This is a genomic window from Arthrobacter sp. zg.Y820, from assembly GCF_030125555.1.
Taxonomy (GTDB): Bacteria; Actinomycetota; Actinomycetes; order Actinomycetales; family Micrococcaceae; genus Arthrobacter_B.
On sequence record NZ_JASKLX010000009.1, the window covers coordinates 1 to 26,947 of the forward strand.

The window sequence follows — 26,947 nt, forward strand, 5'->3', positions numbered from 1 at the left end:
GGGTCCCCCGCCCGCAGGCCCCGCACGGTATCGGCAGCTGCCAGTGCTGACAGGTCTGCCGCCGTGGGGGGGCGGGGGGGGCGCCCCCCCCCCACCCCCCCCCCCCCGCCCCCCCCCCCCCCGCGCCCCCCCCCCCCCCCCCCCCCCCCCGACTGCAGCAGCAGCAGGACGGCGCCGAACAGGATCAGCAGAACCGCCCCCGCCCCCAGCACCAGCACCGTGCCCGCCCCGCGCTCAGATGTTCCTCCGTTCCTCCCTGGTGGACCGCCCTTCCTGACCCATGAACTGCCTTTCCTCCATCGTGGATCTCCTTGCCTCCTTGGTCTTCCGTCCCCGGATCCCCTCGCTCCACCGTTCACGGCAGCGATTCCGGAAGCGCCGTCGCGGTGGCGGTCAGCACCAGCGGCAGCCGGTCCAGCAGCGGCGCGGCCACGGTTGAGCCGACCTCCACCAGCAGCCATTGCCCGTCGGCCGAGATGGTCACCCGCGCTTCGGCCCCGGCGATCCTCCGGGCGGCAGCCTCCGCCTCGGCGCTGTCTCCGCGCATCACTTCCCGGGCTGCCGCCCGCGCCGCCTCCTCCACCCGAAGCTGTGTGACACCGGCGGCGACCCCCGTCAGCACGGCGGCCAGAAGCAGTGCCACCGCGGGCAGTCCGACAGCCAGTTCTGCGGTGACGGCGCCGAGGGAGGAGTCCTGCGGCTCCTTCCGGCGCACCGGCTAACCCAGGGTGAGCGCGCTGCGGATCAGCCCCATCAACAGGGACCGCACCTCTCCGCTGCCCAGCACGGCAACCAGCAGGGCGGCGAATGCCACGGCAGCCAGCGTGGCAATGGCATATTCCGCCGTGGCCATGCCCGCTTCGCGGTCACTGAAGTTCCGGCGGCGCCGGTCCGCCCTGCTCGCCCGCCCCCGCGCCGCACTGTCCCGGGCTGCCCTGTCCCGGGCTGCCGGATCCAGCTTCGGGTCCGCCTCCAGCTTCGGGTACAGGACCGTGACGGTGCCCGGTCCCCGGCCGGACCGGACGGCAGAGGGCTGCGGGAGCGAGCTGTCGGTCGCGTTGCACCCGCAAGGCGCCCCGTCGGCCGCAGGCCCTGGAGCTCCTTCGGCGCTGAAGAGCGGCGCACCGGCAAAGCTGCGGCCCGGTTGCGCCGTGGTGATGGATTTGCTCAAAACTGACATGGTTTCCTCCTGATGGTTCGCTGGCATGACTGGCTTCCCCGCTTCTGAGGCGCCGGGCCTCCGAAGCGATGAATCGATCCTCCATCCGGCGTCCCGGCGCCAAAAGGAACGGGCCCGCCGTTCCGGATAACGCCTGCCGCCAAGTCGGGTGCGGGTCGATTGTGGAGGGAAGGAAGTGCAACGGCCGTCCGAGCCGCTACGGAAATGCGGGCAGCAGCGACAGCAGCAGCGGCACCACCGTCAGGGCCAGAAACGCCGGCAGCGCGCACAGCCCCAGCGGCACCACCAGCCGGACCCCCAGTGCCGCAGCCCGGCGCTCAGCTTCGCGGGCCCGCCGGCGCCGGAGCTGGGCTGCCTCCGCCAGCAGCACGGCGGCCGACGGTGCTCCGGTGGTGGCGACAAAGGTCAGGGCCGCGCGCAGCTGGGCCGCCGGAGCCTTGGGCGGCACCGGACCTCGCCGCGGGAACCGGAACGACGGCGAGCCGGAGGAATCCGGCGCGGCCGGCACGGGATCGGGTTCGGGTTCGGCCAGATCCCATGCCGCCGCCCAGGGGGCACCTAACGCCAGCGCCGCCTGCACCCGCCGCAGGCACACGGCGGTCCCGGAATCCACGACGTCCGCCAAGACGCCCAGTGCCGGCAGCAGGGATTGTCCGGCATCCAGCATCGCCGCCACGAGATCCAGCATCAGCGCCGGGTCACTAATTCCCGTGCTCTGGAGGGTGGCCTGCCCGGGGGCGTCCGACCGGCCGAAACCCTGGGCTGGTCGGGCTGCGGCCCCCGCCGGCCCGGTGCTTCTGCCCGGCAGCCACAGCAGAAGCCCGAAGGCACCGGCCAGGAGCACGGCGACCAGGACACCCGGCATCAGGGTCCCGCCGCCTGGCGGACCAGCGCCCGGGACCAGAACCTGCCGATCAGCGACAGTGCCGCACCGGCAGCCGCGGCCGCCCAGCCCAGCGGGCTGCCCGCCAGGACGGCCAGGGGATCAACACCCAGCAGATACCCCAGGCCGAGCCCGCCCACGGGCAGCCAGGTGAGCAGCCGGACCGTTGCCTGCGGTCCGGCCAACGCCGTTTCACGGGCCGCCTGCTGGTCCAGGCCGCTTTCCAGCTCCGCCGCATACCTGCCCAGAACTCCGGCCAGGGGTGCACCGCTGCGCTCCGAGACACTCACGCAGGCGGCCAGCTCAGTCCACAGCCCGTGCAGCGAGGAGGAACTGTCGCCGTTCCCGCCCGATCCCCGGCCGCGCCAGATCCTCCCTGCCCGGCCGGACCGTGGGGCGCCGGCCGCAGCGGCCGTCCGAAACACCGGCACCGGGCTCAGCCCCAGGGACGCAGCTTGGGCGGCTGCTTCCAGGACCGGCAGCAGCTGCGCCGCCAGGGGCCCGTGGGGTGCGGCGCCGGGGCCGCCCGTCTGCAGGGCAGCCGCATCGGCCCACAGCTGGTGGGGCGCCCGGCCCGCGGCCAGCAGCCCGGTGAGCTGATGGATAAGCAGCGGAAGGTCCTGCGCATCGGAACGGGCTCCGCGGGGCGATGCACGCGCCGAGGGTCCCGGCCGCCGAACCTGCTTCCCACCGGCCCGCTCCACCCTCCGCCCGCCGGACACCGGAAGGCGCCCTGCCGCTGGGCTGGAACGCGGCAACAGCAGCAGCGCAGCGCCCCACAGCAGCACAGCGGTGCAAAGGCCCGTCACGGGGTCAGCGTTTCGTGCCGCATACCGGCCGGCCCGTTTCCGACACCGCGGCTGAGGCGTTCCTGCAACGCCGCCCATCCGGGACCGTGGCTGTTTGCGGAGGAGGACGGCAGCAGTGCCGGGACGGTTAGCAGCCGGCCGTCGGATGACGCGGTGACGACGGCGATCTCGGCGACCCGGCGCCCGGCTGCCTCGCGGGCCAGATGCACCACCACGTCCAAGGCGCTGGCCGCCTGCAGGTTCACCGCAGTGCTGCTCATTCCAGCCAGAGCGCCCAGCGCTGCCAGCCGGGCGGGCACGCTGGCGGCGGAGTTGGCGTGGATCGTCCCGCCGGCGCCGTCGTGCCCGGTGTTCATCGCAGCGAGCAGCTCCCGGACCTCGGCGCCGCGGCACTCGCCCACGACCAGCCGGTCCGGACGCATCCGCAGCGCCTGCCGGACCAGCTCGGCCTGGTCCACCGACCCGGTGCCCTCCACGTTCCCGTGCCGGCTCTGCAGCCCCACGACGTGCGGATGCCTCGGATCCAGTTCGGCGGCATCTTCGACCAGCACCAGCCGCTCCCGGGGATCGCTCAGCGACAGCAGCGTGGAGAGAAGGGTGGTCTTTCCGGTGCCGGTGGCACCGCTGATCAGGAAGTTCAGCCGGGCCGCGACCATGCGCCGCAGGACGCCGGCGCTTTCCGGATCCACGGTGCCGCCGGCCTGCAGTTCCTCCAGCGTGAAGGTCAGGGTCCGCCGGATCCGGATGGACAGCAGGGTGGAGCCTGTGGAGACCGGCCGGAGCACGGCATGGACCCGGTAGCCGCGCAGCTGCACGTCCACGCAGGGATTGGAGTCATCCAACCGGCGTCCCCCGGCCGCTATCAGCCGCGCGGCGAGGGCCTGGACTTCGGTGTCGGACCCAAACCGCAGCCCGGTCAGTTCCAGACCGTGGCCGCTGTCCACCCAGACGCGGTCCGGGCCGTTGACCAGGATGTCGCTGATGCCGGGCAGCAGCGCCAGCTCCTGCAGCGGCCCCAGCCCCTGCAGCTCAGCCTGCACCCGGTCCACGGCCCGCAGCGCTCCCTCGGCCCCCAGCAGCCGGCCGCTGGATTGGACGGCAGCGGCCAGCCGGGCCCGGGTGACGGGTTCGCCGTCGTCGAGCATCTGCCGGCGCACCTGCCGCACCATCGGCGCGTCTCCGGCCCGCTGCTGCTGCGGGTCCGCAGCCGCGGACGGGAGCGCGGCTCGGCGTCCCCGCGGCGGGTTCATGGCCGGGCACCCTGGGCTGGGATGGCCGATTCCGGAAGGTCGGGAGCCAGCTGTTTGACCAGCTGTCCGGTGACCCGCCGGATCCGTTTCCGGCGGCCGCGCTCCAACAGGAGCCCGCGTGCTTCGGCATGTTCCAGGTTCCGCAGCGCGGGCAGGTAGCCGGCGAGGGAGAGCCCGACGGCGTCGGCGGCGCGGGCTTCGTCCAGCCCGTCCCCCAGCGGCCCCCGAACCACCACTGACTGGGGAACGGCGCCCAGGCTGCGGCGCAGGGATTGCGCGGCCAGCAGCGGCCGGAGCCGCCCGGGGACCACCAACAGCAGCGCATCGCAGGACAACAACAGCTGGCCGGGCCGGTGCCGGGCGCAGTCCACCACGGTCAGGGCAAAGGCCGCCCGGGCTGCGTCCATGACCGCACGGATGCTCTGCTCGGCTGCCTCTTCGCCTCCGTCCGGTTCGGCGGATGCAGTTCCCTCCGCCGCATCGGCAGCTGCAACCCCGGGGGTGCCGGACAGCAGCGCAAATCCGGAGACCTGGGGCAGTGCCGACATCAGCTGGACCGGGTTCAGCGACCCGCGGACATCCGCCAGATCCGGCCAGCGCACTCCGGGGACTTCGCCGCTGCCGAGGCTGGCGTCGAGCCCGCCGCCGTGCGGATCGCCGTCGACCAGCAGGGTGCCGAGGCCTTGGTCTGCAGCTTCATGGGCCAGCCAACACGCCAGGCTGGAGGCCCCCGCACCCCCGCAGCCTCCGATCACGCCCAGGACGTAACCCGCCGCCAGGAGACGCCGGCGGCTCAAATATTCGGCCAGCCAGCCGGAGGCCGCCGGCAGGACCGCTACCCGGGCGGCCTCCAGGCGTGCCGCCGCCTCCCACAAGCCCGTGTCCTGCACGGTGCCGACCAGGATGGTCTCGGTGCCCCGCCTCCCGGCGCCCCCGGGCCGCCAGCGTCCGGTCCGTTCCGGCGCGGCCAGGTCGCTGCCCAGCAGCAGCACCTCCGGGTTCCGGCCCAGTGCCGCCTGCACCTCCGCGAGCACCTCCAGCTGCAGGCCGGCCGCTGCCGCCACCCGGGATACTTCATCGGTGAGCCGCTGCGACTGGCTGACCAGGATCACCGGCGTTTCGGTTTCCCGGCGGCGAACCGCTGCAGCGCGGGACGTGGAGCGGGTCGGCGCCCGGGAGCCCGCGCCCCGCTCCGCCCGCGAGGGGCTTCCCCCGCCCGGGCCGTCCGGTGCCGCCACGGCGGCCCGGCGGGACTGGGCCGTCGGTACCCACAGCTGTTCCTCTGTCATGCCGTGAGTCTTTCCCGCTACCGGCAGGGACACGGCGGCAGCCGTGGCATCTGGGGACAAAAGGCGGTTCCGAGGCGGTTGTGCAGGAGAAGCCGCCCGCTCCGCCGCGGATGCCTGCACCCGCGGCCCGGGCCCCGCGCCGCGGGTGGCACACACCGACCATCCCCGGCCAGCAGGGACAATGGAAGCATGTACGTTGTCCTCACCCCGGCCGGTTCCGGTCCTGCCGCCGGTTCCCTGCAGCTCCAGGAGACCGACGACGCCGGGCAGCCCTCCGCAGCCCCCGCCGTCGTCGTGCCCGCCCTGCTCGCTGCCGTGGTCGGCGACTACGAGGACCGCACGCGGAACCTCCGCTGGGTGTTCAGCAGCACCCGCGAGATCTATCCGCAGCTGCTGCGCGCCGGCGTGCGGGTCGAGCGCAGCCATGACCTGGCCCTGGTCCGCGGCATCCTGCGCTTTTCCGAAGCCGCCGCGCTCTCCCCCTATATTGAGGCGCTGCGCGCCGAGGCTCCGGAGGGCGACGCGGACCTGCTCCCCCGCCAGTTGCTGCCGGTCCAGCCGGCGCCGAACCAGAGTTCGCTCTTTGAGGAGCTGGAGGGCTTCGACGACCCGGCGGCAAAGCGCGGACCCTCGCTCGAGGATCAGGTCACCGAGCTGCAGGCCCAGCTGGCCGCCGTCGCCGGCTCCCCGGCACGGCAGCGCCTGGCACTGCTGCTGGCCGCGGAATCGGCCGGCGGCCTGATCGCCGTCGAAATGGAACACGCGGGCCTGCCCTGGCGGCGCGACATCCACGAAGCCATGCTCGCCGCCGAACTCGGTCCTCGCCCGCCGGAGGGACAGCGCCCGGCCCGGCTGGAACAGCTGGCGGCTGAGCTGCGGAACAAACTGGGCAACCCCGGCTTCAACCCCGATTCGCCGCAGGAGCTGCTGCGCGCCCTGCACCGGGCCGGCATCGAAGTGAAAACCACCCGGTCCTGGGAACTGCAGCAGCATGAGCACCCCGCCATCACCCCGCTGCTGGAATACAAGCGGCTCTCCCGGCTGCTGACCGCCAACGGCTGGACCTGGCTTGATGCCTGGGTGGCCGAGGGCCGGTTCCGCCCCGAATACGTGGTGGGCGGCGTGGTGTCCGGCCGGTGGGCCTCGCGCGGCGGCGGCGCCCTGCAGATTCCCCGCTACGTGCGCGACGCCGTCCGGCCCGACCCGGGCCACAAACTGATCGTCGCCGACGCCGCCCAGCTCGAGCCGCGGGTGCTCGCCGCTCTGGGTCGGGACGACGCGCTGGCCGCCGCGGCCCGCGGCAAGGACCTCTACCAGGGCATCGCCGACCAGAACTTCAACGGCGACCGCGCGCAGGCCAAAATGGCGATGCTCGGCGCCATGTACGGGGCGACCTCCGGCGAAGCCGGCCGGCTGATGCCCGCCCTGACCAGGTCCTATCCGCAGGCGATCGACGTCGTCGAGCGCGGCGCCCGCGCCGGAGAAGCGGGCAAGACGGTCAGCAGCCATCTGGGCCGCAGCTCGCCTCCGGTCTCCGACCGGTGGCTGCGCGCCCAGCAGACCGCATCCGCCGAGGAGCAGCGCCGCGCCGATTCGCTGGCCCGCTCCCAGGGCCGCTTCACGCGCAACTTTGTGGTGCAGTCCACCGCGGCGGAGTGGGCGCTGTGCTGGCTCGCGGAAATACGACGGCGGCTGCGGGCGGCGTCGGTGTCCTCGCCGGCCGGGGAGCTGGTGTTCTTCCTGCACGACGAGGTCATGCTGCATGTGCCCGAAGCCCGGGTCGCGGAGGTCAGCGCCCTGGTCAGCGACGCGGCGGCGGCCGCAACCCGGCTGCTGTTCGGCCGGATTCCGCTGGAGTTCCCGGTGGTCGCGGTGACTGTGGATTCCTACGCCGACGCCAAGTAGCGGCCGCCGGGGGCGGTCCGGACGTCCCCTTTCCTGCGGCGACGGCGAGCACCCTTCCGCAGGCTAAAGGTCCGGAATGACTTCCCGTTCCTCGTCCCAGGGCAGGGTCCACCCCAGTTCATCCAGCACGGCGTTGAGGATGATTCCGGTAAAGCCCCACACCAGCACCCCGTTCACCAGGAACGCCGGAGAACGGTGTGCACGCGCGCCGTGGCTCAGCACGGCGGTCCGCCGGTTCTCCGGATTGAGCAGGTCCGCCACCGGCACCCGGAACACGGAGGCAGACTCACCGTAGTCCACCACGTCCACCGGCGTGGGCCGGTCCCACCAGCCCAGCACCGGCGTCACCAGGAAATTACTGATGGGCAGCCCCACCTCCGGGAGCGTGCCCAGCACGACGACGCCGTCCGGGTCCAGTCCCGTTTCCTCCCGGGCTTCCCGCAGGGCTGCGGCCTCCGGCCCGGCGTCCTCGGCATCGAGCGATCCGCCGGGGAAGGCCACCTGTCCGGGGTGGTCGTTGAGTGTGGCGGCCCGTTCGACCAGCAGGACGTCGAGTTCGTCGGGCACTCCGGCGGAGCGGAAGTCCGACGGCTTGTCGTCCAGATTGCCGAAGAGGATCAGCACGGCGGCGCGGCGGGCCGCGGCCGGGTCGACGCTGCGGCGCAGCAGCTCCAGGTTCGCGTCGAAGGAGGTGGTGCGGGCGGCGGCAGCGGCGCCCAGCGCCTTCAGGTCCGCGTAAGCACTCACGCTTCGAGTCCGTAACCGGCGGCCCGCAGCTGGGCGCGGGTTTCGGCGGCCATCATCCGGGCGTGCAGCTCCTCGCGGCCCGGAGCGAGCTCATATTTGAGCAGTTTCCGAGCCTTCTCGGGATCGGTTTCGCCCTCGCCGTAGGAGGGGCACAGCGCCGCGACGGCACAGGCTCCGCAGGCCGGGTTCTTGGAATGGCACACCCGCCGCCCGTGAAAAACCACCCGGTTGGACAGCGGCGTCCAGTCCTTGGGCTCGAACAGCTCGGCCACGTCCTCCTCGACCTTCACCGGGTCCTTGGACGTGGTCCAGCCGAAGCGGCGCGAGAGGCGGCCGAAGTGCGTGTCCACCGTGATGCCCGGAATTCCGAAGGCATTGCCGAGCACCACGTTGGCGGTCTTGCGGCCGACACCGGGCAGCGTGACGAGCTCTTCGAGCTTGTCCGGCACCTCGCCGTCGTACTCATCAACCAGCCGGGTGGACAGCGCCTTGATGCTGGCGGCCTTGGCGCGGAAAAAGCCGGTGGGCCGGATCAGCTCCTGCAGGTCCGATTCGTCGGCCTCGGCCAGTGCCTTGGCGTCCGGATAGCGGGCGAACAGCGCCGGCGTGACTGCGTTGACCCGGATGTCGGTGGTCTGCGCGGACAGCACGGTGGCGATCAGCAGCTCGAAGGCGTTGGTGAAGTCCAGCTCCGCCACGGCATAGGGATACAGCTCCCCCAGCGTCCGGTTGATCTTCCGCGCCCTGCGTTTGATTGCCAGCAGGGAGGGATCACTCCCGGTTGCCTTAACCACGTCCTCGTGTCCTTCTGTCGCGCCGGATCGGATGGTGCTGCTGCTGGGTGCTGCGTGCGGGAGAGGTCCCGGCCTACTCGCCGGAGTCCTCGCCGACCCGCTCGATGTTGCTCAGGTCCCGCAGCACGCCGATGCGGCCGGTGCGCTTGTCCTGCACCAGGAACTCGTTGCCGCGGTCTTCGAGCCCCAGCTCCCAGTCGCCCGGGTGGAACATGAACAGCGGCAGCCCGGTGCGCTCGTCGACAATCTGGCGGGGGGTGCCCACGGCGAACCAGAACGCCTCCACCACATTCTCGGATTCCTCGCGGGTGGCGCTGATGGAGTCGCCCGACGACGACGGCGAGATCAGGGGCGATGCCTGCGTGGCGGGTTCCGCCTCGAACCGCTTTACCTCGGACTGCGACGTTTCGGGCGATGCGGCCCGGGACTGCTGGGCCGGAACCACAGGGTTGACGGTGGTGGCGGCGATGGCATCCTCACGGCGCGGAGCCGGGGCTGCGGCTTGGGTAGTTGCTGCCGGGGCGCTCTGGACCGCGGCGGATTCGCTGCGGTCCGGTTCGGCGCCGGAGATGTCGCTGCCGGAGGTGTCGCCGCCGGAGGTTTCGCTGCTGCCGGTTTCGCTGCCGACAGCGTTGCCGCTGCTCGGAGTTGTTGCGGCCGTGGCACCGACGGCCGTGGCGCCGGCAGCCGGTGCGCTGCCTTCGGGAATGCCGTTCGGCGCCGGTGTGCCGGCGTCGGACTTGCGGCCGAACAGTCCGGTCGGCGCGAGCTTGGTGCCCATCCCGGCAAACCGGGACCCGGCGGGCCGGGACTCAGCCGGCCGCGACTCCGCGGAAGCGGCCTCGGCATCGGCGGGCACTGACGCACCGGCCTCCGAGGTCCGCGCCGGAGTGGCCGGAGTGGCCGGAGCAGCCGGAGCAGCCGGACGGCGGCGCAGGCGCACGGCGTCGCGCGCCATGACGTGGGCGGGCATCTCGGCGCGCTCATCGAACTCGCGGGAGAACGGAGGGATGTGCGGGGCGAGCGTCGTTGCTGCCACCAGGCCGAGGGCACCAATAAACGTCAGCAGCGTGCCGACGGTGAACTCGGTGACCAGCTGCAGGAAGAAGAAGGCCAGTGCCAGGACACCCACCACGGAACCGAACTGGTCCACGGACAGCGATCCGATGCGGTACTTCAGCTCCGGCGCCATCCGGCGGGCTGCGAACAGTCCGGCGACCAGCAGCGGCAGGATGATCCCGATCCCCAGGAAGAACAGCGGCGTCAGCGGCGACCAGAGCGTGACCTGCAAATCGAAGGAGACGTTCCACGGCAGCAGGGAACCGATCAGCATCAGCAGGACAGAACCGCCGACCACCAGGTCACGCAGGCCAAACGGGCCCAGGACTGCAGTCCGGGTCTTGTCCTCGCCGGCTGGACGGTTCTCGGCAGGTGCCGGGGTCTCCGCCACCGTTCGGGTGTCCTTTTCAACGGGGGGCTGGTTCATTTGCGTTTCTCCATTCACGACCGCCGCCAACGGGCCGGCATTAGCTGCGGTCCGCAGCGTCGACGGGCCGCCTGCACGGTTCAAAAAGCGGTTGCTTCCTCCCACAGCCTAGTCAACGCTCGAACCGCAGACTAGCCGAACTGCCGCAGGAGCACCCGCCGTGACCTACCGCTCACCGCAGAAACACCCCCTTTGCCGGGCCTGACTGTGACGGTGGACACACCGGGGCGCGATCGGCGCTAGGGTTGATTCAACGCTACGGCAGCCCCTCGATCCGGGCTGGACCGTGGGCACTCAGCTAGCGAAAGGGTTCACGATGTCTGAACAGTCCCCCGTCAAGCAACACGGCGATGCACTGGAGAACCTGCTCCACGAGGACCGCAGTTTTCCCCCCAGTCCCGAATTTGCCGCGAATGCCGTGGCCAAGCCTTCCCTCTATGAGGAAGCAGCCGCCGAAGGCCCTGAGTTCTGGGCCCGGCAGGCCCGCAGCCTGCTGACCTGGGACGAGGATTTCACCGAAACCCTGGACTGGTCCGACGCCCCGTTTGCCAAGTGGTTTGTCGGGGGCAAGGTCAACGCCGCCTACAACGCCCTGGACCGCCACGTCGAGGAAGGCCGCGGCGACCGGGTGGCCATCCACTTTGAAGGCGAACCCGGCGACACCCGCACATACACCTACGCCCAGCTCACCGAAGAGGTCAAGAAGGCCGCCAACGCCTTCGAGTCCCTCGGCGTGGCCAAGGGCGACCGGGTCGCCGTCTACCTGCCGATGATTCCCGAAGCCGTGATCACCATGCTGGCCTGCGCCCGCATCGGCGCGGTGCACTCGGTGGTCTTCGGCGGGTTCTCCGCCGATGCGCTGCGCAGCCGGATCGACGACGCCGAGGCCAAGCTGGTCGTCACCGCCGACGGCTCCTACCGGCGCGGCAAGCCGACGGCGCTGAAGCCGGCGGTGGACGAATCGCTGGTTCGGGACGGGCACACGGTCACCAGCGTCGTCGTCGTTCGCCGCAACGGCGAACCCGTGGAGTGGACCGAGGGCCGGGACGTGTGGTGGGACGACGTCGTCGGCGCCGCGAGCACCGAGCACACCGCCGTGGGCCACGATTCCGAGCATCCGCTGTTCATCCTCTACACCTCCGGCACCACGGGCAAGCCCAAGGGCATCCTGCACACCACCGGCGGTTACCTGGCCCAGACGGCGTTCACGCACCTGAACACCTTCGACCTCAAGCCGGAAACCGACGTGTACTGGTGCACCGCTGACATTGGCTGGGTCACCGGGCACTCCTACGTGACCTACGCGCCGCTCGTCAACGGTGCCACCCAGCTCATCTACGAGGGCACCCCGGACACCCCGCACCAGGGCCGCTGGTGGGAACTGGTCGAGAAGTACAAGGTCTCCATCCTGTACACCGCGCCCACCGCCATCCGCACCTGCATGAAGTGGGGCCGGGACATTCCCGGAAAGTTCAACCTGGACTCGATCCGCGTGCTCGGCTCCGTGGGCGAGCCCATCAACCCCGAGGCCTGGATGTGGTACCGCACCGTCATCGGCGCCAACGGCGGCAAGAAGGAAACCCCCGCCCCGATCGTTGACACCTGGTGGCAGACCGAGACCGGCGCCCACATGATCGCGCCGATGCCCGGCGTCACGGCCACCAAGCCCGGCTCCGCGCAGGTGGCGGTGCCCGGGATCTCCATCGACGTGGTGGATGAGATGGGCGAGCCGGTGCCCAACGGCTCCGGCGGCTTCCTGGTGATCAAGGAACCCTGGCCCGCGATGCTGCGCGGCATCTGGGGCGATCCGGAGCGGTTCAAGCAGACCTACTGGTCGCGGTTCGACAACATGTACTTCGCGGGCGACGGCGCCAAGAAGGACGAAGACGGCGACATCTGGCTGCTCGGCCGGGTCGACGACGTCATGAACGTCTCGGGGCACCGGCTCTCCACCACTGAAATCGAGTCCGCCCTGGTGAGCCATCCCTCCGTGGCCGAGGCCGCCGTCGTCGGCGCCCGCGACGACACCACCGGCGAGGCCGTGGTGGCGTTCGTGATCCTGCGCGGCAGCGCCAAGGACGACGACGACATTGTCACCACCCTGCGCAACCACGTGGGCAAGGAGATCGGCCCGATCGCCAAGCCGCGGCACATCCTGGTGGTTCCGGAACTGCCCAAGACCCGGTCCGGCAAGATCATGCGCCGGCTGCTCAAGGACGTGGCCGAGGGGCGCGAGGCCGGCGACTCCAGCACTCTCGCCGACAACACCGTCATGCAGCAGATTGCGGAGTCAATGCGCAAATAGCGCCGACAGCCACGCGAAATGGCAGAAGGTGGGGGTGCCCCCCCCCGGGCCCGCCCCCAAAGACCATTCCGGGGGGGGGTATAGGCCGCCCACCCTCGGTGAGGCTGGATGGGGGCGGGCGCGGTCCGGGTGCCCGCCCACCTTCTGCCATTTCGGCGGGGATTACTAGCCGACGGTGACGTCGAGCTCGACGTCGATGTTCCCGCGGGTTGCGTTGGAGTACGGGCAGACCTGATGGGCGGACTCGACGAGCTTCTCAGCGGTGGCCTGGTCGACGCCGGACATTTCCACGTGCAGCTCAACGCCGAGCTTGAAGCCGACTTCCTGCTGGTGGATGCTGACGTCGGCCGTGATCGCGGCATCGGCGATCGGAGCCTTTTCGGCGCGGGCAATCATCTTCAGCGCCGAGAGGAAGCACGCGGCGTAGCCGGCGGCGAAGAGCTGCTCCGGGTTGGTGCCGTCGCCGGCGCCGCCCATTTCAGCGGGAATCGCCAGGTTGACCTTCAGCTGGCCGTCGCTGGTCTGGGCCTCTCCGTTGCGGCCGTCTCCGGATGCGGTGGCTGACGCGGTGTACAAAGCGCTCATGGCTACTCCTTCAGTTGGGGGACGTTCAGGTAGACTAACCAGTACGTCTACTTGGGCCAGTAAAGCCGTCTTCGGCCCGTTCCGCAACCGAGGAGGATCCATGACCGCTTCATCCCCGGTGCGCGCCCGCATCCTGGAAGCTGCCGCTTCCCTCTTCTACTCCGAGGGCATCCGCGCCGTGAGCGCCGACCGGATCATCGCCGACGCCGGAACCACCAAGGTGACGTTCTACCGGCACTTCCGCACCAAGGAGGACCTGGTGGTGGCCTACCTGCAGGCCCAGACCGACCGGGTCCGCGCCGCCGCCGAACACCTGAGCGACGACCCCTGCACCGGACTGCTGCAGCTGGCCGAAGCGATGGGCGCCGAGACCTGTCTTCCCGGCTTCCGCGGCTGTCCGTTCATCAATGCCGCCGCCGAATATCCCGACGCCAACTCACCGGTCCGCGCCGTCGTCCGGGATCACCGGCAGTGGCTGCACGCCGAAGTCAGCGGCAGGCTCACCCGGCTGGGAGCACCCGACCCGGACGCCCTGGCGGACCAGCTGCTGATGCTGCGGGACGGGGCCATGGTGCACGGTTACGTTTCCGATCCCGCCGGCGTCGCGGCATCCCTGGTCAGCGCCGGGCGGGCCCTCCTCGCCGCCGCCCTGTATTGAACGGGTCCGGCCGGCTCCGTCATTTGGGGGAGCCGGGACTCGCCGAGTTGGCACCGGAGCGCACGGGGTAGCAGAATCAGTGCTCGTGTCTATTACCAGTACCGCCTCCCCTGAATTCACACCCGCTCCGCCCGACCCTCTGGGCGGGCAGCCCTCGCGCCGAATGGCGCGCAAGGTCGCCGGAGCGTCCTTCGTTGGGACGGCACTGGAGTCCTACGACTTCTACGTCTTCGGAACGGCAGCCGCGCTGGTCCTGAACCGGATCTTCTTTCCGGACGTCGATCCGCTGATCGGCACCCTGCTGTCCTTCCTGTCCCTGGGCATCGGCTTCATTGCCCGCCCGGTCGGCGCCGTCCTGTTCGGCCACATCGGTGACCGGATCGGGCGCAAGAAATCCCTGATCTGGACCATAATCCTCATGGGCACCGCCACCGGAGCCATTGGCCTGCTGCCGGATTACAACACCATCGGCCTCTGGGCCCCGGCACTGCTGGTGACCCTGCGGCTGCTGCAGGGGCTGGCCGTGGGCGGGGAATGGGGCGGAGCCATCCTGATCGCCACCGAACACGCCGAGCCGCGCAAGCGGGCCCTCTATGCCGCCATTCCGCAGATCGGCTCCCCGGTAGGCACCATCATGGTGACCGGCACCTTCCTGCTCCTGACCAACGTCTCGCAGGAAACCATGGAGGCCGGCCTGTGGCGGGTGCCGTTCCTGATGGCCTTCCCCTTCATGGCCATCGCCCTGTACCTGCGCTTCGCCATCGAGGAAACCCCCGTCTTCAAGGACGTCGCCGGCCATCAGGCAGTGGCACGCGTCCCGGTCCTCGAGGTCCTGAAGACCCAGCGGCTGGCCGTCCTGGTCGCCACGGCGGCGTCCCTGCTGGGCATTGGCTCCTACTTCCTGATGACCACCTACACGCAGGCCTACGGCACCGAACAGCTGGGCCTGTCCGCGACCACGGTGCTCAACGCCGCCCTGGTGGGCTCGGTCCTGCAGCTGGCCACCATTCCGGCCTTCGGCTGGCTGGCCACGAAGATCGGCTCCGCCCGCATGGTGACCGCCGGCGCCGTCGCCACGCTGCTGATTTCCTTCCCGCTGTACTGGATGATCAGCACCGCGGACCAGACCACGTACATCCTCACCATCCTCATCGGCGGCATTGCCCCGACGGCCGCGTGGGCGGCGCTGGGCGGCCTCATGGCTGACCTGTTCCCGGCCCGCACCGGCTTCACGGCACTGTCCCTGGCCTACAGCTTCGCCGGCATCCTGGCCGGATTCGCTCCGGCGCTAACCTCCGCCTTCGCGCAGGCAACGGACAGCGCCTGGTGGCACCCCGGCGTCGTCCTGGCGCTGATGTCGGTGGTGACCATCATCGGTGCGGCGGCGGCGGGCCGGATGACGCGCCGCAACGCCGAGGCGGCGGCCGGCGCGCCGGTTGGCGCATAGTTAACCCATGACTGCCTCCCGCACCCGCAATTTGCTTGTCCTCAACGGCCCCAACCTGAACCTCCTGGGCACCCGGGAACCGGGGATCTACGGCTCCGACACGCTGGACGACGTCGAATCCCTCGCCCTGAGCGCGGCAGAGGCGCACGGCTGGACGGTCGACTGCATCCAGTCCAACCACGAGGGGGACCTGATCGACGCGATTCACGGCGCCCCGGGCCTGGCGGACGCCATCATCATCAACCCCGCGGCGTACAGCCACACCTCGGTGGCCATCCCCGACGCCCTCTCCGGCGTCGGACTGCCGGTGGTCGAGGTGCACCTGAGCAACATCCACCGCCGTGAGGAGTTCCGCCACCACTCCTACGTCTCGGCGGTGGCCGACGTCGTCATCTGCGGCGCCGGGATCGCCGGCTACGGGATGGCAGTGAATTACTTGGCCGCGAGGCTGGACGGCGCAGCGAACGCCTGAGGCACAGTGCCGGCCGCCGATCGCCCCCGACGGGTCCGGCGGCCGGCAACACGGCTCCTATTCGCCCGAGATGCACTGCCCGGGTGAAACCGGCGCCTGGTAGCTGGCGGCCGCCTCGGCCACCGGACCCACCTCGCCCAGCGACAAGGCATAGCCGATCGGCTGATCGCCGGTCGTCTTGGCGAAGATGACCCCGGCCACCCGCCCGTCGATGTCCAGCAGCGGACCGCCGGAGTTGCCCTGCTGGACGTTGGCAGCCAGCGTGTAGACCTCCAGCACCTCCGGGGCAGCACCGTAGATGTTGCGGACGGAGACGTCGGAGAGGCGCTCCACATTGGCCGCCTGCAGGCGGAACGGGCCGCCGGCCGGATAGCCGGCAAACGCGGCGGTGGTGTCGTTGGGCAGGACTTCGCCCAGCGGAATCGGATCCGCCTCCAGATTGTCCACGGCCAGCACCGCCAGGTCACGCGAACTGTCGAAATAGACCACCTTGCCCGGCAGCGCTCCGCCGTCGGGAACCTGCACCACGGGCTCGGAAACACCGGCCACCACGTGGGCGTTGGTGATCACGCGGTCGTCGGCAACCACGAAGCCGGAACCGGTCTGGTTCTGCCCGCACTGGTAGGCGGTGCCGGTGATTTTCACCACGGACTCCGATGAAGCCTGCAGGGCTGCGGAGGAGAGCCCCTCGTCGGGTGCGACGACGGTTTCCGGGGCCGCGTTGTCCAGGATGGTCGGCAGGCCCTCGGCCAGGGTGAAGGACCGCACCTGCGCGGTCCAGGCCTGGACTCGGTCCGGAGTGGCCTCGTCGATCGCGGACAGCACCTTGGATGAGGTGATCTGCTGCGACAGGAAGGGCACGCCCAGCGTATTGACGCTGAACGCAAGCATCGACATGACCAAGGCGGACACCGCCAGGTTCACTGCACCGCCGAACAGCCGGTCCAGGAACCGCAGCGGAGGGAAGTTCAGCCAGCGCCGGATTCCGCCGCCCAGAGCGGCTCCGAGCGCATGTCCGCCCAGGACAAGCACCACCGCAGTGGCGATCACGGCGGTCAGCCGCCAGCCATTGTCGGGCACCCACGCCGCCACCAGCGGAATCGCGAAGAACGCGGCAACGGCGCCGGCCACGAAGCCGACAATGCCGCCCAAAGTCACTACCAGACCGTTCCGCAGACCGGCGATGAGGTAGAACAGCAGCGCCAAAAGCAGAATGATGTCAAGCAGGGAAAATCCGAGCACAAACAGCTCCAAGTACGGGGTAGGGGACCAATGCGGGGACCGTCAGAAGACGGCCCCTGCCACCCGAGTTTAGCGGCCCAAGCTGTGGAAGCAGTTCGCCCCGGGGTGCCGCGGGCACAGCGCCGGGGCGTCCTTTTTATCATCCGAGGGCGAACAAAGCTATTACAGGTGTCACATGGGGCCGCAGTGCGAGAAGATAATAGAAGGGACAACTATTTACAGGAGATTTCATGGATATCGAGGTACTGCGCCGTGCGCCACTGTTCGCCTCATTGGGAGACGACGTCTTCGCAGCTCTGACCGACGAGCTGACCGAGGTCGACCTTTCGCGCGGCGCATCAGTTTTCCGCGAGGGTGACCAGGGCGACCAGCTGTATTTCATCGTGTCCGGAAAGATCAAGCTGGGCCGCTCGGCACCCGACGGCCGCGAGAACCTGCTGGCCATCCTCGGCCCGGGCGAGCTCTTCGGCGAGATGGCACTGTTCGATCCGAGCCCCCGCAACGCCACCGCCACCGCGGTGTCGGAAACCCGCCTGGCGGGACTGCGGCACGACAACCTGAAGGCGCTGCTGGAAACGCGCCCGGAGGTGTCGGTGCAGCTGCTGCAGGCCCTGGCCCGCCGCCTGCGCCGCACCAACGAGTCCCTTGCGGACTTGGTCTTCTCGGACGTTCCCGGCCGCGTCGCCAAGGCGCTGCTGGATCTGGCGGACCGCTTCGGCCGCCCCGCAACTGACGGCATCCTGGTGGCGCATGAGCTGACCCAGGAAGAACTGGCCCAGCTGGTCGGTGCTTCCCGGGAAACCGTGAACAAGGCCCTGGCCGAGTTCGTGCAGCGCGGCTGGCTGCGCCTCGAGGCGCGCGCCGTGGTCATTCTGGACGTCCAGCGGCTGCGCCAGCGCTCCCGCTAGGTTTCCGCCTGCGGCTAACCGCACGCAGTACGACGGCGCCGCCCCCTTTGTTGGGGGCGGCGCCGTCGTCGTTAACCGGCGTCACCGTTCTTCACGGGAGGCCTTGTTAACAGGCGCCGGGGCGGCCTGTTAACAAGGCGGAATCCGGGTCAGCGTCCCCGCTGCGCCGAGCCTTCAGCGACACCGCTGAGCTTCACGGCCAGCCAATAGCCGCCGTCCGCCTGCACCAGTTCAGGCTGGAACACAGCAGCGGGCCGGCGCGAGGCCAAATAGGCGATGCAGCCGCGGGCGCTGGCCAGCTTTTCCAGGACCAACTCCACCTGCGGAACGGTCAGCTCCCCGAGGGTCAGCCCCACGGTGTCCGGCAGCCCGATTTCGTCCCCGAGGGACGGGATGTCCCGGGCCGCGATTTCAGCGGCCGCGGACCGCCACTGGCCCCAGACGCCCTTGCCCTCGAGCAGGGAGGTCTCCTGCCCGAGAGGCTGCACCGCGGCGAAATAGCGGGTGTCGAAGCGGCGAAGGGCGAAGTCGGCCGTCTGCCAGTTGGACAGCGGACGGAGCAGATCGGTGCGCAGGCCCAGTCCGCGCCGGGACAGCAGCTCCAGGAAGGACGCGTCTCCGGCGGCGATCGCGGTGCGTGCGGCCATCCACTCCGGGCCGCGGTTGGCCTCCAGCAGCGTTGACTCGTCCGGACCGGCCAGCAGGATGCCGGTTTCTTCAAACAGTTCGCGGATGGCCGCCACCACATGGCGCCGTGCCAGCCGGGGATCGTCGATGCCCAGCGACTTGGCCCACGCCGCCGGGGCCGGGCCGTACCAGGCGGCGGCGGTGGCGTCGTCGCCCTCTTCGATGCTGCCGCCGGGAAAAGCGACCTTGCCCAGCGGGGACTCGCCGCGCCGGTAGGTCAGGTAGGTTTCGGTGCCGCGGGGAGCGTCCCGCACCAGCACCACCGACGAGGCCAGGCGGGGCTTGCGCGGTGTGCGGTCACCGTGCTCTAGCCAGCTTTCCGCAGCCCCCCGCAAATACGGGGGGACCGGGAAAAGCCGTACGGAGGAATTAGGCAAATTCAGCGATCACTTCTACTTCCACCGGGGAATCCAGCGGCAGCACTGCCACGCCGACGGCGGAGCGGGCGTGGATGCCCGCCTCGCCGAAGACCTTCCCCAGCAACTCGGATGCACCGTTGATGACGGCGGGCTGACCGGTAAATGACGGATCGGATGCCACGTAGCCCACCACCTTGACGATGCGGCTGATCCGGTCCAGATCCCCGATCTGGGCCTTGATGGCGGCCAGCGCATTCACGGCGCACGTCGCAGCGTAGGCGGCGGCGTCGTCGGCGGACACCTCGGCGCCCACCTTGCCGGCGGCCGGCAACACGCCGTTGACGAACGGCAGCTGGCCTGAGGTGTAGACGTAGTTGCCCGTAACGACGGCGGGCACGTAGGCGGCCACGGGAGCCGCGACGCCGGGCAGGTCCAGACCCAGCTCCGCGAGTCTCCGCTCGACGGCCGAAACCGCTGCCGTCCGCTCAGACACTACGGCTTCTCGCGCTTCAGGTAGGCCACAGCTCCGGTGCCGTTCGGGGCGGGGGTGATTTGCACCAGTTCCCAGCCTTCTTCGCCGTGCATGTTAAGGACAGCTCCCGGTGTGTGAAGAGGAAGCGGCGTGATGAAATATTCCCATTTGTTCATAATCAAAAGCCTAACGCGTGCTTGTAGACTGATGCGCATGGCAGCTCGCAAATCACCCCTTTTTGACACGGCGACCACTTTGGGCAAGATCGTCGCGTTCTTTGGCGTCAGCGCACTTTCAGGCGTGCTGGCCGCGGGGCTCCTGGTTCCCGTCGCCGCAGCTGCCGGTACAGCCGCGTCCGGTTCCCTTCAGTTCTTCGACGATCTCCCGTCGGAACTCGAGGCCGGAACCCTGGCTGAGCCCTCCAAGATTCTTGCAAACGACGGGTCGCTCATCGCCACCCTGTATGAGGAGAACCGCCAGCCGGTCAAGCTGGCCGAGGTCTCCCCCAACATGATTGACGCGATGCTTGCCATAGAGGACGACCGCTTTTACGAGCACGGCGGTGTGGACATGCAGGGCATCGTTGGAGCGCTGGCGTCCAACCTCACCTCCAACACCAAGCGCGGCGCCTCGACGATTACGCAGCAGTACGTAAACAACGTCATCATCGACTCCAACCTCCAGAACGAAGAGGACGTTGTCCTCAGCGGCAGTTTGGAGAAGACCTACGGCGACAAGCTGCGGGAGATGAAGCTGGCGATTGCCGTGGAAAAGCAGCTCAGCAAGGACGAAATCCTCGAGGGCTACTTCAACATCGTTCCGTTCAGCGGCACCACGTTCGGCGTCCAGGCGGCTGCCAAATACTTCTTTAACGTGCCCGCCTCCGAGCTGAACATTCCGCAGGCCGCACTGCTGGCCGGCGTAGTCAACGGTCCCACCCTGTACAGCCCCACCGGCAACCCGGAAGTTGCCCTGAAACGGCGCAACCTGGTGATCGGCGCCATGCTCAGCACCGGCCGGATCACGCAGGAAGAGCACGACGCCGCCGTCGCCACCGATCTGGGCGTGAACCTCACACCGGTGCCCAGCAACTGCGTCGGCGCGGTGCAGGCACCCTACTTCTGTGACTACGTCACGCACCTGATCACCAACGACGAGCGGTTCGGCGCCACCGCCGAGGACCGGAAAAAGCTGCTGTACCGCGGCGGCCTGAGCATCACCACCACCCTGGATCCGGAAATCCAGGGCGCCGCGCAAACGGCGATCAACGAGACCGCCAATCCGGACACCACCGACGCCGAAATCGGCCATTCCATGGTCTCGATGCAGCCGGGCACCGGCAACATCCTGTCGATGGCGCAGAACACCCGGTACACCCCCGAACCCGGGGCCGGAAACTCGGTGATCAATTTCAACGTTGACCTGTACCAGGACGGCAATCCGGAGAAGTCACTGGGCGGCATGGGTGGCTTCCAGCCGGGCTCAACCTACAAGCCGTTCACGGTGGCTGCCTGGCTCGATGCCGGCAAGACACTGAACGCCCAGCTGGACGGCAGCAAGCGGACCTATCCGGCCGGCCACAGCTGGAATGCCAGCTGCCTCCCCGGCGGACGATACGGCATCCCCGAAGCCTGGACGCCCATCAACTACGGTGACACCAACTACCGGAACACCACCGTGATTGACGGCCTGGCCAACTCGCTGAACACGATCACCATGGCTGAGATCAATCAGCTGGATCTGTGCAAGTTCCAGGAAATAGCTTTCGCCTCCGGCATCCACAACGGCAAGAGCGCCGACGGCGAGTACAAACCGCTTGAGGCCATCCCGCCGGCGTCCTTCGGTGGTGGCGGCGACGCGTCCCCGCTGGCCATGGCCACCGGTTTTGCCACCTTCGCCGCTGAGGGGCTCAAGTGCGAGCCCCGCGCCCTGGAATCCGTGACGGCCTCGGACGGACGGACCTTCGAGGTTCCGGCACCGGAGTGCACGCAGGTCATGAAGAAGGAAGTTGCGCAGGGCGTCAACGCTGCCACCCAGCAGGTAATGACCAAGGGATCGGGCTACAATCTGCAGATTGGCCAGCCGGTGGCCGGCAAGACCGGTACGAATGACTACCGGTCGCAGACCTGGTTCATGGGCTACACCACGGGCATGGTCACCGCCTCCTGGCTCGGCAACCACGTCTGGGGCAACGAACGTGGCTCGATGGAAGGCAAGCAGATCGGCGGCCAGGTCTATCCGGAAATCGACGGTTCAAAGATCGCCGGCCCTTCCTGGAAGAACTTCATCCAGCGCATTCCGGACCAGTACCAGGCCAACCCGTTCACGGCCCCGCCCGCCAGCATCATGGGCAATGTGCCCCAGGCCCCCCGGCCGGCTCCCGCTCCCGCTCCCGCTCCCGCCCCCCGCCCCGCGGAGGAGAAGAAGGACGAGGGCGGCGAGGACCAGCCCGACAGCAACGCCGCCGGCGAGGACGAGTCGGAAGACGACAAGAATGCCTCCGGTGCGAGCTTCTTCAACGAACAGCTGCTTGCCAAGCCTGAGACGTACTAGCCATGGCTGCTGATTCCGCCCTGGGCACAGCCCTGCGCTCGGCGGCGTGGATTGCCGGCGGCACGGCGGCTGCCGGCGCCGCCGCGCTGGGCTACGCCTCGCTGATCGAACGCAACCTCTTCGGTGTCCGGACCGAAACGGTGCCCGTGCTTCCGCCGGGCAGCGCTCCCCTGCGGGTGCTGCACCTGTCGGACATCCACTTCGTGCCCAACCAGAACATCAAGACCCGGTGGCTGCAGTCGCTGGCGGAGCTGGAACCGGACCTGGTGGTGAACACCGGGGATAACCTCAGCCACCGGGACGCGGTTCCGCCGCTGCTGGACGCGCTCAAGCCGCTGCTGCGGTTCCCCGGCGTCTACGTTCCAGGCTCCAATGACTACTACGGTCCGAAACTGAAGAGCCCCTTCACCTACTTCACCGGCCCCTCGAAGCTCTCCTCGGAGCCGCCGGCCCTGCCGTTCGGAGAACTTTTCGGCGCCTTCGAGGACGCCGGCTGGGCCGGGCTGACCAACCGCCGGGACTCCATGGTCCTGGGCGGCGTCCGGCTGGACTTCTCCGGCGTGGATGATCCGCATCTGGACCGTGACGTCTACTCCGGTTTCCCCGAGCCCGCGGCCGAGGGAACTCCCGCGCTCCGGGTCGGAGTTGCCCACGCGCCCTACCAGCGGGTGCTGAACTACTTTACCGACGGCGGAGCCGAGCTGATCCTGGCCGGCCACACCCACGGCGGCCAGGTGTGCGTGCCGTTCTACGGCGCCCTGGTCAGCAACTGCGACCTGCCCACCTGGCGGGCCAAGGGCGTGTCCATGTGGGAGCACAACGGCCGCAAGGTGCCGATGAACGTCTCCGCCGGAATCGGAACATCCCGCTTCGCGCCGGTCCGGTTTGCCTGCCGCCCCGAAGCCGTCCTGCTGACCCTGACTCCGCGGGCGTAGCCCCCACCCCAACCCCCGCGAGATGGCAGTAAGTGCACGTCTCAGCGCTCAGAGACGCACTTTGTGCCATCTCGCGGAGAGGGCGGGCGGGCAGGGACAATCAGCAGCGGCCGGAGCCAAACTCCGACCCGCCGTCGAATCCGTCCCGGGGTCAGGCTTAGGATTGAGCCGACAAGGGCCGATCTGCTTTTCGCAGCACCCTCCACCCGCACAAAGAGGTTTCATGCCTGCGCAAACATCATTGTGGTTTTCCCTTGGACGGCTGTACCCGCATTTGCGGCCCATTCTTCCGCGCCTGATCCTCGGATTGTTCTGCGCGCTCGGCGCCAGCCTCATGGCCCTGGCCATTCCGCAGGTTTTCCGGGTCCTGATCAACACCTCCCTTAGCCCCGGCGGTTCCACCTCGGCCGTGTGGGGCGCAGCCGCCGTCGTTCTGGGCCTTGGCGTGCTCGAAGCCGGATTCATCGCGCTGCGCCGCCAGTTCGTCATAGCACCGGCCACCACTGTGGAAACCGGAATGCGCACCTCGTTCTACCGGCATCTGCAGGATCTGTCCGTGGAGTTCCACGACCGCTGGGGCAGCGGCCAGCTCCTCTCGCGCGCGATGAGCGATTTGAACCTGATCCGCCGCTGGATGGCGTTCGGGGCCATCATGCTCGTGGTCACTGCGCTGACGGTGGTGATCGGTTTTACCGTCATGCTGTTCACCAGCTGGCCGCTGGCCCTGATCTTCATAACCGCGGCCGTGCCGATCGTCATTTACGGGTTTCGCTTCAACCGGTTCTACCGGCAGGTGTCCCGCCAGAGCCAGGACCAGACCGGCGACCTGGCCACCACGGTGGAGGAATCCGTCCACGGCATCCGTGTCCTGAAGGCCTTTGGCCGCAGCCGGGAAGCCCTCGATTCCTTCGAGGAACAGGCCCAGGAGCTGCGCCAGACCGAGGTGTACAAGGCCAATTCGCTGGCCAAGTTCTCCCTGGTGGTGACGCTGCTGCCGGAAACCGCCCTCGCCGTCGCCCTCGTGGTCGGCGTCATGGCGGTGGCGGACGGCACGCTCAGCATCGGCGCGCTGGTCGCGTTCTTCGCCACCGCCGCCGTCGTGGCCGGTCCGGTGGAGGCCATTGGCCCGCTGCTGTCCATGACGCTCACCGCCAAGACGGCCATCGACCGGCACTACGAGGTGATGGACGCCCGGCGCTCCATCACCAGCCCGGAGAACCCGGTGCATCTGCGCGACGTGCGCGGAGAGCTGGTGTTCGACGACGTGCACTTCGCCTATCCGGATGCCAAGGACGGCACCCGCAACCTGATCAACGGCGTCGACCTGTGCCTGCGGCCCGGCGAAACCATGGCGCTGGTGGGGATCACCGGCTGCGGAAAATCCACGCTGCTGCAGCTCGTTCCCCGGCTCTTCGACGTCACCGCCGGCTCGATCCGCATTGACGGCACCGATCTGCGGCAGCTGGATCTGAAGGAGCTGCGCACCATCGTGGCCGTGGCGTTCGAAGACACCACGCTGTTCTCCAGTTCGGTCCGCGACAATGTGCTGCTCGGCGCGGAACCGACCAGCTCCGCCGAAGCGGACCGGCTGCTTGCCTCTGCACTGGACGTGGCGCAGGCCGAGTTCGTGTATTCGCTGCCACAGGGCACCGACACGCTGATCGGCGAGGAGGGGCTGAGCCTGTCCGGCGGCCAGCGCCAGCGGGTCGCCCTGGCCCGGGCCATCGCCGCCCGGCCGAAGGTGCTGATCATGGACGATCCGCTCTCGGCGCTGGATGTGCGCACCGAGGAGCTGGTCGAGGGCCGGCTGCGCGAGGTGCTCGCCGACACCACCACGCTGGTGGTCGCGCACCGCCCCTCGACGGTGTCCCTGGCGGACCGCGTGGCGCTGATGGAGGACGGCCGGATCAGCGCCGTCGGGACCCACGCCGAGCTGCTCGCCGGCAACGACCACTACCGGTATGTGATCGCCAGCCTGCCCACGGAACCCGAAGACCTGGACAGCGGCCTCGAGGACACTCCGCTGGCCGGCAACACCGGGGCGGGCGGCTCCGCCGTCGTCCAGCCCCTCGAGGACGAGGAGACGGTCCGATGAAGACCGGCAAGAGCGCCAAGGGAACGGACCCGGACTACGACGCCGGCGCCCGGCTGGGCACCGCCGGCGAGGACGCCGTCCACCTGGGCAAGGAGGAGAACCAGGCGGTCCGCCGCCGTTCCCTGGCCCTGCTCGGGTCCCTGATCCGGCCCAACCGCGCCCGGTTCATCGGCACGGTGCTGCTGGTGGTCTTCTCCCAGGCCGCCCGCGTGGCCGGACCCGCCATCATCGCCTACGGCATCGACCACGCCCTGCCGGACCTGCAGGCGGGCAACAGCCTGCCGCTGGTCCTCTCCGGCGTCGCGTACCTGGTGGCGGCGCTGCTGGCGGCGGGGCTGACCGCCGGCTACGTCCGCGCCACCGCCCTGCTGAGCCAGGCCATGCTGCTGGACCTGCGGCTGCGGGTCTTCCGGCACACCCAGCGCCTGAGCCTTGAATTCCATGAAAAGTACACCTCCGGGCGGATCATTTCCCGGCAGACCTCGGACCTGGAGGCGCTGCGCGAACTGCTCGATTCGGGCATCAGCTCCCTGGCGTCGGGCGCCATGTACATGCTCTTCACCGCCGTCAGCATCTTCCTGCTCGATTGGCGCACCGGCCTGCTGCTGCTGGCCGCGTTTGTTCCCATGTTCCTGCTGACCCGCTGGTACCAGAAGCGCTCCCAGCTGGCCTACCGCGCCTCCCGGGTGACCTCCGCGAAACTGATCGTGCACTTCATCGAGACCATGACCGGCATCCGGGCGGTCAAGGCCTTCCGCCGCGAACAGGTCAACGCCGGGAAGTATGACGGCCTGGCCGAGGACTACCGCGTCGCCACCGTCCGCTCCATCAACCTCAACGGCATCTTCCAGCCCGGGCTGGTGCTGATCGGCAACGCCACGGTGGCCGTGGTGCTGCTGGCGGGCGGCTTCCGGGTGCTCGACGGCGGCCTCGAGGTCGGCGCCCTGCTGGCCCTGCTGCTGTACTCCAAGCGGTTCTTCCAGCCGGTGGACCAGATGGCCATGTTCTACAACTCCTTCCAGTCCGCCTCGGCAGCGCTGGAAAAGGTCTCCGGGCTGCTGGAGGAAATCCCCACCGTCCGCCCGCCGAAGCATCCGGTGGAGCTGGCGCACGCCGCCGGCGACATCCGGTTCGACGGCGTGGAGTTCCGCTACGGCGACGGCCCGGTGATCCTGCCGCGGATGGACCTGCACATTCCCGCCGGGCAGACGGTGGCCCTGGTGGGGCAGACCGGCGCCGGGAAGTCCACGCTGGCCAAGCTGATCGCCCGCTTTTACGACCCGTCTCAGGGTTCGGTGCTGCTGGACGGCGTGGACCTGCGCGAGCTCACGCAGCGGGACCTGCGCCGCGCCGTCGTCATGGTCACCCAGGAGGCGTTCCTGTTCAGCGGCTCGGTGGCCGACAACATCGCCCTGGGCAAGCCGGAAGCCACCCGCGAAGAAATCATCGCCTCGGCGCAGGCGGTGGGCGCGCACGAGTTCATCGAGGCGCTGCCCGAGGGTTACGACACCGACGTGAACAAGCGCGGCGGCCGGGTGTCCGCCGGCCAGCGGCAGCTGATCAGCTTCGCCCGGGCGTTCCTGGCCGATCCGGCGGTGCTGATCCTGGACGAGGCCACCTCCTCGCTGGACATCCCCAGCGAACGGCTGGTCCAGCACGGGCTGAAGACCCTGCTGGGCAACCGGACCGCGCTGATCATCGCGCACCGCCTCTCCACCGTGGAGATCGCCGACCGGGTGCTGGTGATGCATTCCGGCGAGGTGGTTGAGGACGGCACCCCGGCCGAGCTCACCGGCGGCACCGGCCGGTTCGCCAAGCTGCAGGCGGCCTGGCAGGAGTCGCTGGTGTAGGACGACGACGGCGCGCAAAGCGGCCGGTTTCGCGGA

24 protein-coding genes are annotated in these 26,947 nt (G+C 69.4%); 10 read left to right on the plus strand and 14 right to left on the minus strand.

The window, feature by feature from the left end; translation table 11 throughout:
* Nucleotides 1-355: 355 nt before the first annotated feature.
* From QNN99_RS08880 to ssd, 6 genes are all read right to left on the minus strand, one after another.
* A complete protein-coding gene (locus QNN99_RS08880) occupies nucleotides 356-715 on the minus strand; it encodes a TadE family type IV pilus minor pilin (protein ID WP_229966108.1) in 360 nt (119 codons plus the stop codon).
* Between the two features lie 3 nt (nucleotides 716-718).
* On the minus strand, nucleotides 719-1,180 hold the full coding sequence (locus QNN99_RS08885) for a DUF4244 domain-containing protein (RefSeq protein WP_229966109.1): 462 nt from the start codon (nucleotides 1,178-1,180) through the stop codon (nucleotides 719-721).
* Between the two features lie 196 nt (nucleotides 1,181-1,376).
* On the minus strand, nucleotides 1,377-2,045 hold the full coding sequence (locus tag QNN99_RS08890; RefSeq protein ID WP_229966110.1) for a type II secretion system F family protein: 669 nt from the start codon (nucleotides 2,043-2,045) through the stop codon (nucleotides 1,377-1,379).
* Nucleotides 2,045-2,872, minus strand: a complete 828-nt coding sequence (locus QNN99_RS08895; RefSeq protein WP_229966111.1) for a hypothetical protein — start codon at nucleotides 2,870-2,872, stop codon at nucleotides 2,045-2,047. The genes QNN99_RS08890 and QNN99_RS08895 overlap by 1 nt, the downstream gene beginning before the upstream one ends.
* Nucleotides 2,869-4,122, minus strand: coding sequence for a TadA family conjugal transfer-associated ATPase (locus QNN99_RS08900; RefSeq protein ID WP_442860501.1), 1,254 nt, complete (start codon nucleotides 4,120-4,122; stop codon nucleotides 2,869-2,871). Before QNN99_RS08900 ends, QNN99_RS08895 begins: the two co-directional genes overlap by 4 nt.
* Nucleotides 4,119-5,411 (minus strand): septum site-determining protein Ssd, encoded by a 1,293-nt coding sequence (ssd, locus tag QNN99_RS08905; RefSeq protein WP_229966112.1) that lies wholly within the window; start codon nucleotides 5,409-5,411, stop codon nucleotides 4,119-4,121. Before ssd ends, QNN99_RS08900 begins: the two co-directional genes overlap by 4 nt.
* Nucleotides 5,412-5,600: 189 nt before the next feature.
* On the opposite strand from ssd, the gene QNN99_RS08910 reads away from it, so the two are divergent.
* On the plus strand, nucleotides 5,601-7,316 hold the full coding sequence (locus QNN99_RS08910; RefSeq protein WP_229966113.1) for a bifunctional 3'-5' exonuclease/DNA polymerase: 1,716 nt from the start codon (nucleotides 5,601-5,603) through the stop codon (nucleotides 7,314-7,316).
* A gap of 63 nt (nucleotides 7,317-7,379) precedes the next feature.
* Here QNN99_RS08910 and QNN99_RS08915 read toward each other — a convergent pair whose 3' ends face one another.
* The 3 genes from QNN99_RS08915 to QNN99_RS08925 form a co-directional block, all read right to left on the minus strand.
* The gene (locus QNN99_RS08915) at nucleotides 7,380-8,063 is read right to left on the minus strand and encodes an NUDIX hydrolase (protein ID WP_442860502.1); all 684 of its coding nucleotides are present in this window, start codon (nucleotides 8,061-8,063) and stop codon (nucleotides 7,380-7,382) included.
* Nucleotides 8,060-8,857, minus strand: coding sequence for an endonuclease III (gene nth, locus QNN99_RS08920; RefSeq protein ID WP_229966114.1), 798 nt, complete (start codon nucleotides 8,855-8,857; stop codon nucleotides 8,060-8,062). Before nth ends, QNN99_RS08915 begins: the two co-directional genes overlap by 4 nt.
* 73 nt (nucleotides 8,858-8,930) lie before the next feature.
* Nucleotides 8,931-10,343: an MFS transporter gene (locus tag QNN99_RS08925; RefSeq protein WP_229966115.1), complete on the minus strand. Its 1,413-nt coding sequence runs from the start codon at nucleotides 10,341-10,343 to the stop codon at nucleotides 8,931-8,933.
* A 316-nt stretch (nucleotides 10,344-10,659) separates the two neighbouring features.
* Between QNN99_RS08925 and acs the strand changes: the two genes are divergently transcribed.
* Complete coding sequence (acs, locus tag QNN99_RS08930; protein ID WP_229966116.1) at nucleotides 10,660-12,648, plus strand: acetate--CoA ligase; 1,989 nt, start codon at nucleotides 10,660-10,662, stop codon at nucleotides 12,646-12,648.
* Between the two features lie 165 nt (nucleotides 12,649-12,813).
* Here acs and QNN99_RS08935 read toward each other — a convergent pair whose 3' ends face one another.
* The gene (locus tag QNN99_RS08935) at nucleotides 12,814-13,233 is read right to left on the minus strand and encodes an organic hydroperoxide resistance protein (protein ID WP_229966117.1); all 420 of its coding nucleotides are present in this window, start codon (nucleotides 13,231-13,233) and stop codon (nucleotides 12,814-12,816) included.
* 100 nt (nucleotides 13,234-13,333) lie between these two features.
* On the opposite strand from QNN99_RS08935, the gene QNN99_RS08940 reads away from it, so the two are divergent.
* The 3 genes from QNN99_RS08940 (at nucleotide 13,334) to aroQ (ending at nucleotide 15,810) form a co-directional block, all read left to right on the plus strand.
* On the plus strand, nucleotides 13,334-13,891 hold the full coding sequence (locus tag QNN99_RS08940; protein ID WP_229966118.1) for a TetR/AcrR family transcriptional regulator: 558 nt from the start codon (nucleotides 13,334-13,336) through the stop codon (nucleotides 13,889-13,891).
* Nucleotides 13,892-13,976: 85 nt separating this feature from the next.
* The gene (locus QNN99_RS08945) at nucleotides 13,977-15,338 is read left to right on the plus strand and encodes an MFS transporter (protein ID WP_229966119.1); all 1,362 of its coding nucleotides are present in this window, start codon (nucleotides 13,977-13,979) and stop codon (nucleotides 15,336-15,338) included.
* A gap of 7 nt (nucleotides 15,339-15,345) precedes the next feature.
* Nucleotides 15,346-15,810 (plus strand): type II 3-dehydroquinate dehydratase, encoded by a 465-nt coding sequence (aroQ, locus tag QNN99_RS08950; RefSeq protein ID WP_229966120.1) that lies wholly within the window; start codon nucleotides 15,346-15,348, stop codon nucleotides 15,808-15,810.
* A 57-nt stretch (nucleotides 15,811-15,867) separates the two neighbouring features.
* Here the strand turns inward: aroQ and QNN99_RS08955 are convergent, their stop codons facing one another.
* Nucleotides 15,868-17,052, minus strand: a complete 1,185-nt coding sequence (locus QNN99_RS08955) for a MarP family serine protease (protein WP_229966121.1) — start codon at nucleotides 17,050-17,052, stop codon at nucleotides 15,868-15,870.
* 230 nt (nucleotides 17,053-17,282) lie between these two features.
* Between QNN99_RS08955 and QNN99_RS08960 the strand changes: the two genes are divergently transcribed.
* Nucleotides 17,283-17,960, plus strand: coding sequence for a Crp/Fnr family transcriptional regulator (locus QNN99_RS08960; protein WP_104053107.1), 678 nt, complete (start codon nucleotides 17,283-17,285; stop codon nucleotides 17,958-17,960).
* A gap of 149 nt (nucleotides 17,961-18,109) precedes the next feature.
* On the opposite strand, the gene QNN99_RS08965 is transcribed toward QNN99_RS08960, so the two are convergent.
* Genes QNN99_RS08965 through sp36 form a run of 3 tightly spaced genes read right to left on the minus strand, consistent with a single transcriptional unit; the run spans nucleotide 18,110 to nucleotide 19,654 of the window.
* Entirely contained in the window at nucleotides 18,110-19,024 is a 915-nt protein-coding gene (locus QNN99_RS08965; protein ID WP_229966122.1) for an NUDIX hydrolase, read from the minus strand.
* Complete coding sequence (locus QNN99_RS08970; protein ID WP_229966123.1) at nucleotides 19,017-19,499, minus strand: RidA family protein; 483 nt, start codon at nucleotides 19,497-19,499, stop codon at nucleotides 19,017-19,019. Before QNN99_RS08970 ends, QNN99_RS08965 begins: the two co-directional genes overlap by 8 nt.
* Nucleotides 19,499-19,654, minus strand: a complete 156-nt coding sequence (gene sp36, locus QNN99_RS08975) for a Sp36 family protein (protein WP_229966124.1) — start codon at nucleotides 19,652-19,654, stop codon at nucleotides 19,499-19,501. Before sp36 ends, QNN99_RS08970 begins: the two co-directional genes overlap by 1 nt.
* A gap of 37 nt (nucleotides 19,655-19,691) precedes the next feature.
* Between sp36 and QNN99_RS08980 the strand changes: the two genes are divergently transcribed.
* From QNN99_RS08980 to QNN99_RS08995, 4 genes are all read left to right on the plus strand, one after another.
* Entirely contained in the window at nucleotides 19,692-22,031 is a 2,340-nt protein-coding gene (locus tag QNN99_RS08980) for a transglycosylase domain-containing protein (protein WP_229966125.1), read from the plus strand.
* A gap of 2 nt (nucleotides 22,032-22,033) precedes the next feature.
* Nucleotides 22,034-22,966: a metallophosphoesterase gene (locus tag QNN99_RS08985; protein ID WP_229966126.1), complete on the plus strand. Its 933-nt coding sequence runs from the start codon at nucleotides 22,034-22,036 to the stop codon at nucleotides 22,964-22,966.
* A 223-nt stretch (nucleotides 22,967-23,189) separates the two neighbouring features.
* The gene (locus tag QNN99_RS08990; RefSeq protein ID WP_229966127.1) at nucleotides 23,190-25,061 is read left to right on the plus strand and encodes an ABC transporter ATP-binding protein; all 1,872 of its coding nucleotides are present in this window, start codon (nucleotides 23,190-23,192) and stop codon (nucleotides 25,059-25,061) included.
* On the plus strand, nucleotides 25,058-26,911 hold the full coding sequence (locus QNN99_RS08995; protein WP_229966128.1) for an ABC transporter ATP-binding protein: 1,854 nt from the start codon (nucleotides 25,058-25,060) through the stop codon (nucleotides 26,909-26,911). The genes QNN99_RS08990 and QNN99_RS08995 overlap by 4 nt, the downstream gene beginning before the upstream one ends.
* Nucleotides 26,912-26,947 lie beyond the last annotated feature (36 nt).